The organism is Candidatus Pelagibacter sp. HIMB1623 (assembly GCF_052047695.1).
Taxonomy (GTDB): domain Bacteria; phylum Pseudomonadota; class Alphaproteobacteria; order Pelagibacterales; family Pelagibacteraceae; genus Pelagibacter.
The window spans coordinates 1-18078 of sequence record NZ_JBNAJN010000013.1; the positions used below are offsets into that span (position 1 = coordinate 1).

Annotated in this window: 18 protein-coding genes; 6 read left to right on the forward strand and 12 right to left on the reverse strand. The window is 24.4% G+C overall.

The genetic code is table 11. The annotated features are described in order from the left end of the window. From ACTTBN_RS04450 to ACTTBN_RS04500, 11 genes are all read right to left on the reverse strand, one after another. Positions 1-781: cytidylyltransferase domain-containing protein (locus tag ACTTBN_RS04450; protein WP_440681196.1), on the reverse strand; the 781-nt coding region annotated here is incomplete at its 3' end. Positions 782-790: 9 nt separating this feature from the next. Beyond that, positions 791-1786, reverse strand: coding sequence for an N-acetylneuraminate synthase family protein (locus ACTTBN_RS04455; RefSeq protein ID WP_440681197.1), 996 nt, complete (start codon positions 1784-1786; stop codon positions 791-793). Beyond that, the gene (locus tag ACTTBN_RS04460; protein ID WP_440681198.1) at positions 1786-2865 is read right to left on the reverse strand and encodes a nucleotidyltransferase family protein; all 1080 of its coding nucleotides are present in this window, start codon (positions 2863-2865) and stop codon (positions 1786-1788) included. Before ACTTBN_RS04460 ends, ACTTBN_RS04455 begins: the two co-directional genes overlap by 1 nt. Further along, positions 2862-3521 carry a PIG-L deacetylase family protein gene (locus tag ACTTBN_RS04465; protein ID WP_440681199.1) on the reverse strand — a complete coding sequence of 220 codons (660 nt, stop codon included), beginning with the start codon at positions 3519-3521 and terminating at the stop codon, positions 2862-2864. Before ACTTBN_RS04465 ends, ACTTBN_RS04460 begins: the two co-directional genes overlap by 4 nt. Next, a complete protein-coding gene (locus ACTTBN_RS04470; RefSeq protein ID WP_440681200.1) occupies positions 3518-4399 on the reverse strand; it encodes a formyltransferase family protein in 882 nt (293 codons plus the stop codon). The genes ACTTBN_RS04465 and ACTTBN_RS04470 overlap by 4 nt, the downstream gene beginning before the upstream one ends. Then, on the reverse strand, positions 4396-5565 hold the full coding sequence (neuC, locus tag ACTTBN_RS04475; RefSeq protein ID WP_440681201.1) for a UDP-N-acetylglucosamine 2-epimerase: 1170 nt from the start codon (positions 5563-5565) through the stop codon (positions 4396-4398). Before neuC ends, ACTTBN_RS04470 begins: the two co-directional genes overlap by 4 nt. Beyond that, the gene (gene neuB, locus ACTTBN_RS04480; RefSeq protein ID WP_440681202.1) at positions 5562-6566 is read right to left on the reverse strand and encodes an N-acetylneuraminate synthase; all 1005 of its coding nucleotides are present in this window, start codon (positions 6564-6566) and stop codon (positions 5562-5564) included. The genes neuC and neuB overlap by 4 nt, the downstream gene beginning before the upstream one ends. Beyond that, positions 6559-7449, reverse strand: a complete 891-nt coding sequence (locus tag ACTTBN_RS04485; RefSeq protein ID WP_440681203.1) for a methionyl-tRNA formyltransferase — start codon at positions 7447-7449, stop codon at positions 6559-6561. The genes neuB and ACTTBN_RS04485 overlap by 8 nt, the downstream gene beginning before the upstream one ends. Then, complete coding sequence (locus ACTTBN_RS04490; protein WP_440681204.1) at positions 7450-8589, reverse strand: LegC family aminotransferase; 1140 nt, start codon at positions 8587-8589, stop codon at positions 7450-7452. It abuts the gene before it with no gap. After that, positions 8589-9776, reverse strand: coding sequence for a UDP-N-acetylglucosamine 4,6-dehydratase (locus ACTTBN_RS04495; RefSeq protein WP_440681205.1), 1188 nt, complete (start codon positions 9774-9776; stop codon positions 8589-8591). The genes ACTTBN_RS04490 and ACTTBN_RS04495 overlap by 1 nt, the downstream gene beginning before the upstream one ends. A gap of 50 nt (positions 9777-9826) precedes the next feature. Then, positions 9827-11809, reverse strand: a complete 1983-nt coding sequence (locus ACTTBN_RS04500; protein WP_440681206.1) for a sulfatase-like hydrolase/transferase — start codon at positions 11807-11809, stop codon at positions 9827-9829. Positions 11810-12055: 246 nt separating this feature from the next. On the opposite strand from ACTTBN_RS04500, the gene ACTTBN_RS04505 reads away from it, so the two are divergent. From ACTTBN_RS04505 to ACTTBN_RS04530, 6 genes are read left to right on the forward strand one after another with little or no spacing between them, the layout of a single operon-like run. Next, a complete protein-coding gene (locus ACTTBN_RS04505; RefSeq protein WP_440681207.1) occupies positions 12056-14353 on the forward strand; it encodes a PEP-utilizing enzyme in 2298 nt (765 codons plus the stop codon). Continuing rightward, positions 14353-14958 carry a glutamine amidotransferase-related protein gene (locus ACTTBN_RS04510; RefSeq protein WP_440681208.1) on the forward strand — a complete coding sequence of 202 codons (606 nt, stop codon included), beginning with the start codon at positions 14353-14355 and terminating at the stop codon, positions 14956-14958. Before ACTTBN_RS04505 ends, ACTTBN_RS04510 begins: the two co-directional genes overlap by 1 nt. Next, complete coding sequence (locus ACTTBN_RS04515) at positions 14930-15652, forward strand: NTP transferase domain-containing protein (protein ID WP_440681209.1); 723 nt, start codon at positions 14930-14932, stop codon at positions 15650-15652. The genes ACTTBN_RS04510 and ACTTBN_RS04515 overlap by 29 nt, the downstream gene beginning before the upstream one ends. Further along, entirely contained in the window at positions 15646-16140 is a 495-nt protein-coding gene (locus ACTTBN_RS04520) for an adenylyl-sulfate kinase (RefSeq protein WP_440681210.1), read from the forward strand. Before ACTTBN_RS04515 ends, ACTTBN_RS04520 begins: the two co-directional genes overlap by 7 nt. Continuing rightward, positions 16115-16597 carry a hypothetical protein gene (locus ACTTBN_RS04525; protein WP_440681211.1) on the forward strand — a complete coding sequence of 161 codons (483 nt, stop codon included), beginning with the start codon at positions 16115-16117 and terminating at the stop codon, positions 16595-16597. The genes ACTTBN_RS04520 and ACTTBN_RS04525 overlap by 26 nt, the downstream gene beginning before the upstream one ends. Further along, positions 16594-17229 carry a formyltransferase family protein gene (locus ACTTBN_RS04530; protein WP_440681212.1) on the forward strand — a complete coding sequence of 212 codons (636 nt, stop codon included), beginning with the start codon at positions 16594-16596 and terminating at the stop codon, positions 17227-17229. The genes ACTTBN_RS04525 and ACTTBN_RS04530 overlap by 4 nt, the downstream gene beginning before the upstream one ends. On the opposite strand, the gene ACTTBN_RS04535 is transcribed toward ACTTBN_RS04530, so the two are convergent. Beyond that, the gene (locus ACTTBN_RS04535) at positions 17208-18044 is read right to left on the reverse strand and encodes a hypothetical protein (RefSeq protein WP_440681213.1); all 837 of its coding nucleotides are present in this window, start codon (positions 18042-18044) and stop codon (positions 17208-17210) included. The genes ACTTBN_RS04530 and ACTTBN_RS04535 overlap by 22 nt on opposite strands. Positions 18045-18078: the final 34 nt, after the last annotated feature.

Here is an 18078-nt window from a genome sequence, read left to right on the forward strand (position 1 = left end):
TTAATTTAATAATTTTTTTTTTATTTTTTTTATAAAAAATTGATATTCTTTTTTTTACATTATTATCTAAATCTCTTTGATTAACTTTACTATTTATAAAAGATAATTCAGGATTTTTTTCTAGACATTTATATGCTTTTAAAAGATCTATGACTTGATTTTTAGGAAACATATCATATAATTTTCTAAAGAATATATAGTCATCTTCTTCATCAAGAGTTAACCTAAAATTTTTACCTCTATATTTATTTTCAACTTTAATTTCTTTAACCTTAAAAATTTCGGGTCGATTAATTAAATAACCCCAAATTTCTGTGTCTAACTCCTGTTTAACTTGACAGACTGTCTTTAGCGCTTTGGTTCTAATACCATAAATATTTGCCCCGATTGGCATGCCAGAAGTATAAATATAATCAAGATTTTTGTTGGCTCTTATCATTTTGGAAATTAAATTAGCATGGTGTATTGAGAACAAAGGGTTGTCAGCTGTAATTCCAATAAAATAATCCATTCCAAATAATTCTGAAGCATTCAATAATCTTTGCAAAACATCTTCGGCACTACCGTTATAAACAAAAATATCATTATCTTTAGCAATTTTTACTAAAGGTAAATCTTGATTTAAAGATGAAGTGCACAAAACTATATCACTACATTTTTTTATTTTTTTTGCTCTTTGTATAATCCTCTCAATAACAGTATATCCATTTAATTTTTTAAGTATTTTAAATTTCAACCTTGTAGATTTTAAACGAGCAGTGATCAAAAAACCGATTTTCATTCAATTATTTTAACTGAAATGTTTTATTTTTAATACAGTTCCCTCTTTTAAGTCTCTTGAGATTTTTTTTCCAAAAGATTGGATTACATCTAATTGTGACATATCTGAAATTTCATTAGTACGTGAAAATTTAATCATGTCCTTTAAAAACAGATCACCTTTTTTAATATTTTGATTTAAAATTGCAGCTTTTTTCATTGGGCCGAATATTGAATATTTCTTTTCACTTTCATTCATATCAATCAAACCACTGCCATTGAGTTCTTTAAGAATTTTAATTTTGTTAGATAAATCATTAAACATCTTTATAGAAATCGCAGCTGACCAATCTATTCTATTTTCTCCATAATGTGTTGTGACATGTTTTTCGATATACTTCATCCCACTGGCTGCTCCTAAGAGAGTAATTAATTCATTATTTTCGTTATTCCATGATGTATGGTCTGCGTAGCCATATTCAAATTTTGGAAAAAATTTCATAATTTTTTTTATTTTATTCAAATTTACATCTTCATATATAGTTGGATAATTTTGAAATCCAAACATAAGAATTATATTGGAATGGTTTAAAAATTTAATTGCATTCTCTATTTCCTGAATGCTAGAGCCACCTACTCCTAAAACAATTTTTGTTTCTTTTTGAATATTTTTTTTTAATTTTTCAAGCATAAATAAATCGTTCAGGCAAACAGAGTGAATTTCAACATATTCAGGATTTAATGATAAGCCAAATTCTATAGCATTTGTATCATTAAGTAATAACATAATCTCTTTATTACCCTCTCTAGCAATACTGATTAATTCTTTCCATTGATAATTATTAAAAATCATTGATTTAAGTTTTTTATAAAGTTTATGACTTGAGTCCATGTACTCATCAAAATTTAGTGTGATATGCATTTTAATTATATCTGCGCTAGTTTTAGATGTAATTTCATTAATTAAATTTTTCATGAATAAGAAATCACCTTCATGATGCCATGCAGTTTCTGCAATTAATTTCATTAAGACTTGTTCTCTAATTTAATATTCATTTTATTATTAAAAAAATTATTATATTCTAGATTTGCTTTTTTAAAGTCGTTTAATCTACCAATATCTAGCCAATATTCACCTAACGGAAAAGATACTATCTTATATTTATTTACTATCATTTTTTTAAACAACGATGTCATATCATAAAATTTTTTTGGTATTAAGCCTATACATTCCGGATCTAAAATATAAATACCACTATTAACAAAATATTTATGTTTGGGTTTTTCTTTTATTGAAATAATATTTTCATTATCTAATTTTACTTCACCATAAGGTGAATCTATATTGTACTCATTTATACACATTGTGGCTTTAGAATTATGCTCAAAGTGAAAATCTAACATTTTCTCAAAATCAAGATTAATCAATAAATCTCCATTAATTACAAAAAAAGGATCTTTAGGTTTTTTTCTTAAAAGACTTAGGGATCCGGCTGTACCCATTCTTATCTTTTCTTCTATATATTTTATGCTTACTCCAAATTTTGAACCATCACCAAAATAATCTTTTATTACTTTGGATTTATAATTCACGCATATTAAAAAATTCTTATATCCACTCTGATCAAATTTTTCTATTAGTGTTTGTATGATAGGCTTGTTTCCCACTTTTAACATTGGTTTTGGTATGTGTTTTGTTAATGGTCTTAAACGCATACCCTTTCCGCCAGCCATTATAACAACTAAGTTAGATTTATTTTTGGGTTTTATAAGCTCATTTAATACATGTACAGATATAACTTTACCAGTGCTATCAACTACAGGAATTTGATAAATATTTTTAGAAATAGCAATTTTCAATATTTTTTTTTTTGATTCATTTTTTTTTACAGTAATAGGTTTTTTAAACACCAATGATCTAATTGAACTATCTACGTTTAATCCATTTAACAATCCTCTTCTAATATCCCCATCGGTTAAAGTGCCTAACAATTTTCCCTTTTTATCAACTACAATTGCTATTTGAATACGCCCATCTGATATAATTTTTAGAGCTTCTTTAATCTTTGCATTCAAAGTGATTTTTATTTTTTCTATATTTTTCATTTTATTTCTTTTAAAAGAATAAAACTTTCAGCAAATTTGCATCCAGATGTTGATCCTCTAAAACTAGCTAATGCTTTAATGCTTCTAACACTTCTTGGAAATGGATGCTTGCCAATTTCACTTTTGAAAACTTTCATTATTTGAATTTTTTTCTCTATATATTTGTTAATATCTACAAATGTATTGGGTATAAAACTATCTTTTTTAGTGCTAGGAGCAAACTCAGTTTCACTTAAAGTTTCCATCATATATATCTTTTTAATAAATGGATATCTAAATGATTTCGTGCAGCTATAGCTAGCTTCAAATATTTTTTTATGATCGGTGTGAACATCTTCCTTAAATGGAAGATAAATAATATTTGGCTTTATCTTATTTATTACTTTTGATATTTTTTCAATTATTTCGCTAATATTGTATTTGTCAATTTTAGTAGTCTCTAATTGAAGATTGTGAACACTTTCAAAATTAAAGAGTTTTGAAACTTTGTTTATCTCTTTTTGTCTTTTTTTGTAATATTTATGATTTTTATTTATATTTGTGCAAATAAGCCAATGTATTTTATCATTATTAGCTTTATGTTTGAGTAAAGTTCCGCCACATCCCAAGGTTTCATCATCAGGATGAACAGCTACAACTAGTATTTTATTTTTCAAAGGTATTCTCCAATATTTGGAAGTTTTTTAAATTCATGATTGGTTATTCTTACTGCACCATCATATGTTTTTACTAAAATCTTGTCTCCATTTATATCTAAAACTTTCCCGCTCTCAATGTTATTTTGTTTATTTTTAATTATTTCTACCCTCCAAACAATAATTTCTTTTTCTTTATAACTAATGTGAGCTCCAACATAGGGTTTTGTTAAAGCTCGAACTAAATTATAAATAGACTGACTTGTCATACGAAAATCAATTTTTCCGTCAGCCTTAGTACGCTTTCTCCAGGTATTTGAAATCTTATGATTTTGTTTAATTGTGCGATAAGTTTTTTTTTCTAAATGACTTAAAAAGTTATTTAATTGTATTAAAGCTGTATTTACAACTCTATTATACAAAGTTTTAGCATCATCACTAGGTAAAATTTTAAATTCTTTTTGAGATAAAATCGTACCACTATCGGCTCCTTCATCCATAAAGAAAAAAGTCGAGGCAGATTTTTTAAGTCCAAGAGCTAGTGCCCAAATAAGTGGATGTCTTCCTCTATTTTTAGGTAATTTAGATGGATGAAAACCCAAAACTCCCATTGGAGGTAAAGTTAATATTTTTTTTTTTAATAAATTAGACCACCCAAAACAAAAAATGATATCTGGATTTAAAGATTTAATCCAATCATAATTATCTTTTGAATTGATATCCTTAACAAGTTTGATTGGTATTTTTTTTTTTTTACACAAAGGTCTTAAATCAGCAAAATCACTATTAAAATTAGATTGTTTTTTTGTACATACTCCAACAACTCTTGCATCTAATTCGATTAATCTTTGAAGGGCTCTTTTTGAAAATTCTACAGTCCCAATAAATACTATTCTCATAATGAAAACTTCACATTAAAAAAAGACTTTTTTAAAAGATCATCTATGGAAATGGATTTTAAGGTTTTAATAATTTTTTTACTAGGGTAACCATTACCGTAAGGATTTTTAACATTTTTTAAAAGATTTTGAAATTTATTTGAATAGGCTTTTTTTATAGCATCTTTTATACTTTTTTTATTTGGAGAACAGTCAATAACACTATTTGCTTTAATTCTACCTTTTTGTCTATCGCCAATATTTATAGTCGCAATTTTAAAACTTGGAGCCTCTAGTAATCCACTTGAACTATTTCCAATAATTAAATCCATATATTGTAAAGCACTTAAAAAATTATATTGCCCCATTGATGTAATGGCTATAGACTTATTCTGGTTTTTACTTGTATATTCATCTATCATAGAATTAATAATTTTTCCATCTGTATCACTATTTGTTTTTGTAAAAATTATATTTGTATTTTTTAATTCATCTATTGTTTCCAGGATCTCAGAAAATTGTTTTTTTGATGTATTTTTTTCTAATGTGACAGGGTGAAAAGTAACTAAAATATTTTTAATATTTAATCTAAAGTCAATTAATTTTTCAAAATTTTTTTTTGAGAGAAGAGTAAGCCTGTCAATATTTTCGACACCCATACCACCTACTTTAAAAACTTTGCTTGGATTTTCACCTAACTGTATAACTCTTTTGGAATATTCCTCAGCTGCAGTAAAATGCAAATGACTCATTTTAGTTATACTATGTCGAATAGCTTCATCTATTAAACCTTCTGTAGCCTCACCACCATGAATATGAGCTATAGGAATTCTTGATATCATTGCAGCACTTGCGGCACTAAAAATTTCATATCTGTCACCTAAAACAACAATAATGTCAGGTTTCAATTCATTATAAGCCTCCGAAAAAGATTTTTGAGCTATCCCCATAGATCTTGATATACCTTCGGCGGTATCTGAAGATAAGTGCATATCAATTTTCTTGTCAATTTTAAAATCTTTTTCTATTTCTTTATAGGTTGATCCAAACTCTGCGCTTAGGTGCATTCCTGTAGCAATAAGCTGAAGCTCAAGACTCTGATCTCTATTAACTTCTTTAATTAACCAATACAACAATCCGTAATCTGCACGCGATCCAGTGACTATGCATATTTTTCTTTTCCTCATATAAGTTCATCTTCACCATAATCTTTTTTGGATTTAGTTCCAATAAGCTCATCCCATTTCATTGGATTGATACCGGTGCCTGGTCTTTTTATTGTAAGATTATTTTCGTTAAAAATGTCACCTTTTTTAATTATAGTTTTAGCAACAATTGATTTCCTAACAATTTTTATATTTGGTATTTCACTATTGGAAGGTTTTTTTATTCCATTTCCAAGAGCAAGTTCAATATTCCTAATAGCTTTAACCATATCTTTTAATTCATGTGGTTCAAGACTAGCTTTATGGTCTGGACCTTCCATTTTACTATCTAAAGTAAAATGTTTCTCTATACAAGTTGCACCAAGTGCAACTGCAGCAATATCCACCTCTATTCCTGAGGTATGATCACTATATCCATAACTCACACCAAAAGTTTTGCCTATTGTCAACATAGCTTTTAAATTAACATCTTGCATTGGAGTAGGATACTCTGTGTTAGCATGCAACACTGTGATATTATTTTTTTTTGTCCCAGCTCGAGTTAAAACATCTAAAGCATTTTTAATTTCATCCATATTTGCCATTCCTGTTGAAAGAATTATTTTTTTATTTAATTTTCCTATAAATCTTAAATATGGAAGATTTATTATTTCTCCACTAGGTATTTTTAAAACATTTAGACCTAAATCGTTTAGGAGATTGATGCTATCAATATCAAAAGGAGATGATAAAAACATTATAGATTTTTTATTACAATAAGAGATAAGTTGTTTGTGTATTTTGGCATTAATTTCAAATTTTTTTAACATTTGAAATTGAGTTTCAATTAAATCTGTATTTTCCATTTGATAATTTGCTTTTTCTGCATTTTTAATTGCTAAATTTTCTGCCTTAAATGTTTGAAATTTAACAGCGTCAGCTCCAGCGTCAGACGCAACATCAATTAATTTTTTGGCTAATTCTATTGATCCATTATGATTAACTCCTGCTTCAGCAATTATAAATACTTTTTTATTATTCAAATCTATCTCCAATATTTATTTTTCCATCGTATTCAAAGTCTGTAATTTTTATAAAACTATCTTGCGTTTTCACAAAAAAACATCGATGATCTATATAAATTATTGCTCCGGTAATACCTTTATAAATTGGAGCATCTTCGATTAATTCTACTTTAAAAATTTTCATTTCTTTGCCTTTTAAATATGATCTAGCATTAGGTCCTGGACTGCATATCGCTCTAACAAAGTTAAATATTTCCCTACTTTTTTGTTTCCAGTTTAAAATTTCATCACCAATTTTTCTTTGTGAGCAGTAGAAGCCCTGTTTATGCAGTTTTATTTGTTTTTGGGCTTTTACTTGATCATTTTTGAACATTAAAATCGCATCATAAAGTATATTTGCACATTCTAAATAAGACCTATCTAGTAAAGTTTTATAATTGTCCTTATCTGATATTTTATAATTTCTTTGCAAAATGATATCGCCCGTATCTATTCCTTCATCAACATAATGAACTGTTATTCCAAATTCCTTTTCATCATTGATTAAAGCCCAATTTAAAACATTCCTTCCTCTATAAAAAGGTAATTTACCAGCGTGACAATTAATAATTTTGTATTTTGTTAAATTGATTATTTTTTTTTTGAAAATTTGATTAAATGACATCGAGACAAACAAATCACAATTATATCCTTTTAAAGTAGAAATAAATTCTTCAGAATTTACATTCTTATTTTCTAAATAATCAATACTGTATTTTTTTGCATAATTTTTTAAAGTTTTATCCTTGCTTCCAAATCTTGCACAAATAAAAGATATTTTAATTTGAGTGTCATTAATTAATTTATCGAATGTTTTATGGCTCCAAGGACCATCAGCAAAATAACCAATATTTAAAGTCATTTAAAACCTTACTGAACTTGGAATATTTACAATTCTTTCTTCCAAATAATTAGCATTTTTTAAGTCTAATTGATGACAATCTTTAAACATTTTAATCTTATTCATTAACTTCCATGCAGGTCTAGTCATCACACCATTTTTATTTGTATAATCTAGAAACTTATCTCTTTGTTTTTTATTTTTAAGAAGAATTACATTTAACCAATAATTCGATCTACTGAATTTGGGCTCTTTAAAGAAAAAATAATCAATACTTTTAAAAAACTTTTCATAGTCATTTGCTAACTTACGTTTATTTTTTATAAAATTATTTAATTTTTCTAATTGAGCAATTAACAATGCAGCATTTAAATTTGGCATTCGATAATTATAACCAATCATATCATGATTAAAATCCCATTTATGAGGAATTTTAGCAGTTGTTGTTAGATGTTTAGCTTTGACTGCAAGTGACTTATCATTTGTAATTATACAGCCACCACCACCAGCTGTAATAATTTTATTTCCATTAAAGCTCAATGTTCCTATCTGACCAAAAGTTCCTGTGTGTTTATTTTTATAAAAACTACCTAAGCTTTCAGCGGCATCTTCAATCAAAAATATATTGTATTTATTACAAATTGTTTTAATTTTATCTATTTTACAAGGATGACCATAAGAGTGCATGGGTACACATGCTTTAATAATTTTATTCGTTTTTATATTTATGCACTTTTTATTTTTTACTTTTGTATTATTTTTTAAAAAAAATTCTAGGGCAGATGGTGAGAGACCCATGGTATCTCTATCAACATCAACAAAAACTGGCTTTGCTTTGCAGTAATTAATAGCGTTACAGGTTGCAATAAATGTGAGTGGTTGTGTTATTACTTCACAATCTTCATCAACACCGGCTAATAATAAAGAAATATGCAGTGCAGAAGTTCCATTAGTTGTTGATATTGCATATTTAGCGCCTGTATATTTTGCTATTTTAATCTCTAATTTATTTACAAAAATTCCAACAGAAGATACAAAAGTACTTTCTATACATTTTTCAATATACTCTTTTTCTTTGCCAACAAATTTTGGCTCATGTAATGAAATAAAGTCTTTAGTCTGATAAATCTTTTGAATAAATTCGACAATATCTTTAAACATTACATTTTTCCATCTAAGTACTTTTTGTTATCATAATATTTAAATTCTGGAATTAGTTTAAAAAATTCATTTACTATAGATTGTTTGGTCCAAGTGCTTTCTTTAAGCTTTAAAATTGCTTCTTTAAAATTATTGAGTAAATTTATTTGATGTATTTCATCTTTTTTAATTATGCCTAAACTTTTAAATTGATCCATATTAAGTTTTTCTTTATTTGTAAAAAATTCTTCAATTTCTTTCTCGCCAGTAGTATCGCTTTTTGTTACCAAACAAGGCCATTTTCCTTGATGTGGTAATTTTTTTATTAAATTTCTAGCTTCATCTTCATCTTTGCAAATATAGGCATCATAGCCTTTTTCTTTAAGATACTTAATGGCAATGTCTAATAAAGATATGAGGTGCTTGGTTTTATCAAGTTTGGGAAAAAAAATATCTCTATTTTGTCCAAAAATACAGCTCATTAGGCACAGCTCTCCACTTTCCTTTGGTGTTAAAAAATATCTTTTTATATCTCCAGGAACTGCAATTGGCTGCTTCTTTTCAATTCTATTATTAAATCCATGCAATAGTGAACCATCGCTAAATGCTACGTTAGCAAATCTAGCAGTTGATACGTCAATATCAACTGACCTTTTCATTAAAAACATTTCCATAATGTATTTGCTTGCACCCATCATATTTACTGGATTAGTGGCCTTATCTGTACTGACGCAAAAATATTTTTTTACACCACCATTTATAGATTGTTTTAAAGTCTTGTCTGTATTCAAAATATTTACATCAATCATTCTCATCAATGTAAATGGATCTTCTTCACTTCTAACATGTTTAAGAGCAGATAAATTTAATACATAATTAAATTTATTATAAGAATTAATAAAAGCATCATATTGTATTGAACCAACATCAAGCGCAAATGTTTTGAATTCCCCCTTTATATATCCGAGTGAACTTCTTATATCTCTTACTAATTCGGTTAAATTATTCTCATTAATATCAACAACATAAAGTAATTTTGGTTTTCTTTTAAAAATTTCTTTAGTTACAGCCTGACCTATCGAACCTGCACCACCAATAACAAGAAAAGAAGAATTAGAAACCACTTTTTTTAATTCATCTTCATATTTTTCAATATCTTCAATAAATAATTCTTTTTTTCTTCCAATTAAATTAAAAATTTTTTTCATCCAATATTTCAATTTTAAAAAGATTGCAATTCACTATAACAATTTAAATTTTATACTATTTTTTTTATTATTTCTTTTAAATTTTTATGTTTATGATTTTCTCTAAATTGATTGTTTTCCATGATGATTTTTTTCATCTCCAAACTAATGTCTTCGTAATCATTTGATTTCTTATTATTTATGTTTTCGTCACTATCTTCATTAACAATACCATCATTATTAATTGTGAATAATTTTTCAAATTCAACATTTTTAATTTTTATATTTTCCCAATCATAATTAAATAATCTATATAATTTTAAATTTTGAGCTGTTAATGCAATTCCATAATTATTATTTTTAGGATTAAAAATAGTTTCTGAAACAGTAAATTTTGATTTTTTCATTCTAGATTGAAATAAATTTTCAAAATAATTAGGTAAATCTAAATTTTGACTTTTTAATATTTGATAAAAACTCTCATATTGTGAAGAAGTTGGTTCATCAATTACTCTTTCTTGATGATTGTCATAACTCTTTTTATGTTTAATTATTAATGGAACTCTTGAATGTGTTTCATATAAAGGATATTTTAAAACATGCATTTTCCATTCAGGAGGTAATGCGGCGCCATGATCTCCAGTTATTATTAAAGTAGTTTCATTGTATAGATTATTAGATTTTAAATAATTTATTATTTTGCCTATCTCATCATCTAATATCTCTAGTCTGTCCACATACAAATTATTAAATTTATAAGCGAATGCTTCTGACATTGACTCCCCTGACCACATCATAGGACTTTCTAAACCCAAATTATTTAACATAGGGCCATGAAGTCTATTAAAATGTGTATATAAAAATATATTTTGATCTTTAAAAAATTTTATTGCGTTTATTATATTGTTTGAATTTGGTGCATTTGGATCTTGAGATTTTTTCACATGTGACCATAAATCAAATGATTTTGAGTATCCATACAGAGGATCAAAGCGACCATAACATGTATATGCTGCGCTGGTAAAATTTTTTTTCTTTAGTAATTCAGGAAGAAATTTTATTTTATCATTTAATTCTAAATGAAAAAAATCATTTCTATAATTTCCAAATCCATGTTGAAGAGGACTTAAACCAGATAAGGTAGACAGGATATTTGGCATTGTAGAGTCAGCAAACGAATATGATCTCTTATAATGCGTACTATCTGATAAAATTTTCTTAATGTTTGGTAAATTTATTTCTTTTGAAAAATTAATTTTTTCTAAAAAAAATGGATCAGAAAAACTCTCACAACAAAAATAAACTATTCTTTCATTTTTTTTTTCCGGAAAAAAAATAATAGGATTACTTATAGCCATACCTTTTAAATTGGTCTTTAATTTTTTGTGTTTTAATTTTTGATCTGGCTTATTTTTAGGAAACATTAAAAATGATTTATCAATAAATTCAAATTTTATTGAAATTTCGACTTGACTGTCTATAAATTCATCTAAATTTATAGAAACGTCCATCCAATTTTTTTCTTTTTCAATATAAGCTAAACCATGTTTTTTGGTATCAACAGGAAATGAAAATTTTAAATTTTTATTTTTTTTCTGATTTTTTAAATTTATAAAAATTTCTAAATCATTATTTGCGATATTATATTTTTGAAAGTAATTTTCTAAAAATGCAAAACCAACCCAAATTGATTGTTTTTGATCGGCTTTAACTTGAAATTTTAAAATTTCATTTGTTGATAAAAGCATCGCTTTTCTAGTTTCAATACCACAATCAACTTCATATAAAGTACGATTATATTTGTTATTTTTTTTAATTGATGGTGCTCTTTGATAAACGTACAAGCGATAATAAATACTGCTTGATATTTTAAATTTTGAAAATAAATTTGCTAATGAGTATAAAACGTATCTTAAAAAATTGTTATTAAAGATAAGCATTACTAAAATGTTATCTTTTTTATAGGTGCTTGTGTGAAAATGTCTTCTTTTAGTATAAGAAATAGGTACAAGCTTAACAATTACTTTTTTAACAATTTTTTTTAAACTCATCATTTATCAAGTTTGTATAATTAAACCCTGGTACTTTTTCAAATTAATTTCTTTAAAAAGTTCAGCAAATTATTAAGGAATCATTCAGTGTTAAAATTTACTTGTAATTGCCAGTAAAGTTTGAAAATAATCACATCTACTTCTTGGGCAAGCAAGAAAGGTGTATTGTCTTAATAATTTAAATGTTCAATCTCATTTTTTAATGACATGTATAGTTTTATAAGTATATAAAATTATACATAATATATTATGTATAAATCAAAAGGTAAAACCCTATTATTTTTAAAATCGAAAAGATTTAATGTACCGGATACATATCTAATAAAAGCAAATTCATTTATAAAAAAAAAAAGCTTTTTTATTAAAAAAATCAATACAAAATTTGGTAAAAAAAAAATTGCAATTAGATCATCTTCAGTTGATGAGGATACAACAAAAACTACAAATGCAGGTAAGTTTCAAAGTTATCTTAATGTATCCCCATTGGATAGAAATGATGTGGAAACTAAAATTTGCAATGTAATCAAAAGTTATAAAAGTTATAGCAATAAAAATGAAGTAATTATTCAAAATATGGTTACCAATGTTGCTATTTCAGGAGTATGTACAACAGCTGACATTCATAATTATTTACCTATCATCACAATAAATTATCATAAAGGAAAAGATACTGAAGTTGTAACGTCAGGAAAGAAAAACTCTTTTTCAATAAACATAGCTGATAAAAAATATATTAATAAAAAAAATGATTTTTATAAACTTTTGAAAGAAGTAGATAAATTAAAGAAAGTTTTTAATAACGATCTTCTAGATGTTGAGTTTGCAATAGATAAAAGAAAAAAATTACATATTTTACAAGTAAGAAAATTAATTCTGCCCAAAAATAAAGAAATTGTCTCCAAGAAATTTTACTACCAAAATTTAGAAAGGTTGAAAAAAAAGATAAATAAACTTCAAAAAAAAAATTATGATCTATTTGGCAATAAAAACTATTTTGGTGTTATGCCTGACTGGAACCCTGCAGAAATTATTGGAACAAAGCCAAGGCCTCTCGCATTAACTCTATACAAAGAGCTGATAACAGATCATATTTGGTCAAAACATAGAGATAATTACGGTTTTAAAAACGTTGAGTCCCACCATCTCATGACAACTTTTTTTGGCACTCCATATATAGATGTTAGGGTAGATTTTAATTCATGGATTCCAAAGAAAATTAATTCAAAATTATCACAAAAAATTATCAATTTTTATCTTAGTAAATTTAAGAAAAACAAAGATTTTCATGACAAAATAGAATTTAAAATATTATTTACATGTTTCACTCCAAATACAAATAGTAGAATAAAAAAAGAACTTGAAAATAAATTAGAAAAAAAAGAGCTAAAAGAGTTTAAAAGTAGCTTGAAAAATATAAATAATATTGCTTTTAAAGAATCTAAAAAAGATTTAGAAAAAATCAAAAATTTAGATAAATCAATTTATAAAATTTCTAAATTAAATACAGATAGTATTAGCATTATATATTTTTTAATTGAAGAGTGCAAAAAAAATGGCACCGTAGCCTTTGCAGGTTTGGCAAGATGTGGTTTTATCGCAATTGATATATTAAACTCACTTGTTGATAATAAAATATTGTCAATTTCAGAAAAAAATAGATTTTTAAATTCAATAAAAAATATTGCAACCAAAGTAAATAATGATTTTGTAAATCTGAGCAGAAAAGAATTTTCAAAAATTAATGGGCATTTGCGCCCCAATACATATGATATTATGACTCCAAATTATGAAGAAGGTTATAAAATATATTTTAATAAAAAAAACAGATTTAAGAATAAAAATGTAATATTTAATTTCTCCAAAAAACAAAAAAAATATATTTCGGATTTTTTAAAAAAAAATAATTTCAATTTAAATACCATACAATTTGTCAAATTCTTGAAAGATTCTATTTACCTGAGAGAATACTCAAAATTTATATTTACTAAGTGTATTGATCTAGTTTTTAAAAATTTAATAAATTTTGGAAAAAAATACAAAATTGACAGAAATGATTTATCTTACTTAAACATTAGAAGTATTTTAGAACTTCATGATAATCTTGACTCAATATTTGTTATTGATGATCTTAAAGATGAAATTAAAAAAAACAAAATTATCTTTAAAAATAATTCATTAATGCATCTCCCAGAAACGATAACTTCTACTAAAGATCTATATATTTATGAAAAAAATAATAATAGTGGTAATTTTATTACTCAGAAATCAATTTTAGGAGAATTATTAGAATTAGATAATTTTGAAAATATAAAAAAAATTGAAAAAAAAATATTATTGATTGAAAGTGCAGATCCAGGCTATGATTTCATTTTCTCAAAAAAAATAAAAGGATTAATTACTAAATATGGAGGCCAAAACTCACATATGAGTATAAGAGCATCAGAACTTGGGCTTCCTGCAGCCATAGGTGTTGGTGAAGAAATTTTCAACTCTTTGAAAAATAAGAAATATATAACCTTAGACTGCCTAAATAAAAAATTATATTAATGAAAATATTAATTGTACCAACAATAAGAGAAATTTACAAAAACCAATTTGAATATTGTGTTGATACTAAATTAATAAATTTTTTTAAAAAAATATATATTAATTCCAAAATTGAAATTTTTAATAATTCAATTAAAGATAAATATAATCTAATTGTGTTTTCTGGAGGAAATGATTTATTTTCTAAAGATAAAAAAAATAAAATTAGAAATAAAATAAATAATCAAATATATAAATTTGCACTAAAAAATAAAATTAAAATTTTAGGTATCTGCTTAGGTGCTCAATTTTTAGCAAAAAAATTTGCTTTTAAATTAGAAAAAAATACTAGTGTTGTTGGTGATCATAAAGTTTTTTTTAACATAAATAAAAAAAAATTTGTAAGAAATGTTAATTCTTATCATAATGACTCCATAAGGATTAATAAAATTAATAACATAAATATATTTGGAGTTACAAAAGATAATACAGTCGAAGCTTTTCATTTTAAAAAAAAAAAAATATTAGGAATAATGTGGCATCCTGAAAGATATTCTAAATTTAAAGAATTTGATAAAAAATTAATTAAAAAATTTTATGCAACTAATAGTATTATCAGCAGGTAGAGGTTCGAGATTACCAAAAAAATTTAGAAACAGACCTAAATGCTTATTGGAAATAAATTCAACACCATTACTTCTACACAATAGTGTTTTTTTTAAAAAATTTAAAAACAAAATAATAATCTCTGGATATAAAAGTCAGCATTTAAAAAAAATTGTAAAAAGCTTAGAATTCAAAAATATCACAAATAATAAATATGCTTTTACAAATATGGTATACAGTCTTTTTCTGGCTAAGAAATTTATAAAGCAAGATATTGTAGTAGTCTATGGGGATATAATTGTTCATGAAGATATTTTTGAGATACTAAAACCCAAAAAAAATATTTTACCTGTGAATGTTAATTGGTTAAATAATTGGAAAAATAGAATGTCATTTTCAAAAGTTGTTAATGATGCAGAAAATTTAATTACAAAAAATAATAAATTAATTGAGATAGGATCAAAAATTGACAAAAATAATCTCCCAAAATATCAATTTATGGGCATTTTAAAGTTAAAAAAAGATTCATTTTTTAGATGTTATAATTTTTTTAAAAAACTTAATAATAAAAAAATAGATATGACTTCATTTTTAAATTTATGCATAAAAAAAAATATAATTTCACTCGAAGTAAAAAAATATAAAAATTATTGGTATGAAGTAGATACTTCTTCTGATCATAGTTTTACAGAAAAAGATATAAAACAATGGTAATATGGATAATTGGACTTTCAGGATCAGGAAAAACTTATTTATCAAAAAAAATATATAAAAAAATTAAAGGAAAAAAAATATTAATTGATGGAGATACTATAAGAAAATATATAACTTATAATCTAAAATACTCAAAAAAAGATAGAGAAAAAAACTCTCTTTTAATTTCAGACTTGTGCAAATTTTTAGATACACAAAGATTTACAGTTGTATGTTCGATATTGTCAATATTTAGAGAGCATCAAAAAATAAATAGAAAGAAATTTTCTAATTATTTTCAAATTTATATAAAGACAAATTTTGAAGTTTTAAAAAAAAGAAACAATAAAAGAATTTACTCAAAAAAAAATGTTGTTGGAAAAAAAATATTTTTCCCAACTCCATATAAAAATGACATTGTGATAAAGAATAATTTTTTACCTTATAAGAAAAAAACAATAGATCAAATAATAAAAAAAATAAATGATGTTAATAAAAAAAAGAATTAAAAAAATTATATCAGCTAAATATAAAAAAATAATTTTTACAAAAAAGGATATCGAATTAAGAAGTAATATAATTAAATATATTTGTAAAAAAATTAAGAAAAGTGATACTAAATTAAAAAAATGTGTTGCCTGTAATTTTTATTCAAAGTTTTTAAATAAATCAAATTTTATTATATTTTATAAAAAATTTAATTCTAAATTAAAACTTAAGGAAAAATACAACATCAGAAATTTTAAAAAAAAATCTAATAATGACGCTTGCTTTAATTCATATATAATTTTTAGTAAATTTTTAATGAATAATGATAAAATCAATCAATTACAAAAGTTAAATACGATTTTAAAAATAAATGACTTGTTAATTTTAAATTATTTATCAAAGAATCATTCTTGTCAAATACATGATTTTATAAAAAATATTAAATATGAAAATAAATTATTGAGTAGGTACTTGTGATAACTATTATAATTTCAGAAACCAAAAGGTCTTTAGAATACATTAATGAATTAATAAAAAATAAAATTAATTTTAAGAAAATAATCTTATATTCAAAAACCAAAGGATCCATTTTAAAATTCATTAAAAAAAAAGGATTATCAAATTTTTTAATTTATTTAAAAACAAATAATATTAACTCTAAAATCTTAGAAAAAGAATTTTTACAATTTAAATCAAAAATAAATATTATTGCTACATATCCTGGTGAGATTGTAAAAAATAAATTATTACTAAAACATAAGTTGCTCCATTGTCATCCTGGAGATTTACCAGAATTTAAAGGGAGTACTACAATTTACTATTCAATAATTTTAAAAAAAAAAATCTGTGTGACTTTATTTGAGTTAAATGAGGAAATAGATAATGGAAAGATACTTTATAAAAAAAATTTTAATTATCCAAAAAATTTAAACTTAATTGAAGAGGATTTTGACAATCAAATTAGAGCTAAAACTTTAATATGTTTTTTAAAAAGCAAAAAAAAATTTAATTACAAAAAAACAAAAAAAAAATATATCCCATATTATATTGCGCATCCTATGGTTAGACAAATTGTCCTAAACAAAAACTATATAAAATTATCTAATTGAAGCTTATAAAACTTCTTTTGGAGGCACAAATGTTTATTCAAATTTTTATTTTCAGTTTTTGAAAATTTAAATAACTGCCTATTAATTCTATTTCCTAAATTTTTATCTCCAAAAATAACTTCTAAATACAACTTTTTTCCAATTTTTTTTTTATTTCTATAAAAGAAATTTTTTTTAGAATTTTTGATCAGTTCCTTAAACTCTTCTATTGAAGGGTAATTAAGTTGATAACCTGTTTCGAGTATTAAAATTTTTTTTTGTGGATATAATGAAATATCAAAGGATCCAGCATTACAATATTTAATAAAATTTCTTAAAAAAAATATATTTTTTTTTTCGTATAGCAAAGTAACTCCCTTTGAAAAAAACACAGAATCTTTAAAGAAATTTTTGTGAATGCTTTTAGATATTTTTAAATTATAGTTTTGGAAAAAGTTTTGACAGAAAAAAATAAATTGGTCTGATATTTCATTACCAGAGTAGTTCACTTTATTTAAATCTAATTTATTTTTAAAAAACTTGTTAAAAAACTTGAAGTAGAAAATTTTTTCATACAAAGTAAAACCAAATTCATAAAAATTTTTGTATTTATTGTCAATTAAAAGAAAATAATTTATTAAATTAAATTTTAAGTCTTTGTTGTCATGTAATAATTTATCATGAAATAAAGTCTTGTTTGTAACTACCTGATTAAGATTATATATATCCTTAAAATATCTGCCCAACATGTAGGTATCATAAAGATTCCCATACAACGTCTCATAAACTTTTTTGTTTTTTAATTTTTTTACACCAAATTCAATAAAGTTTTTCATTTTAATTAAAAGTACAATAAAAGATTATACTCTA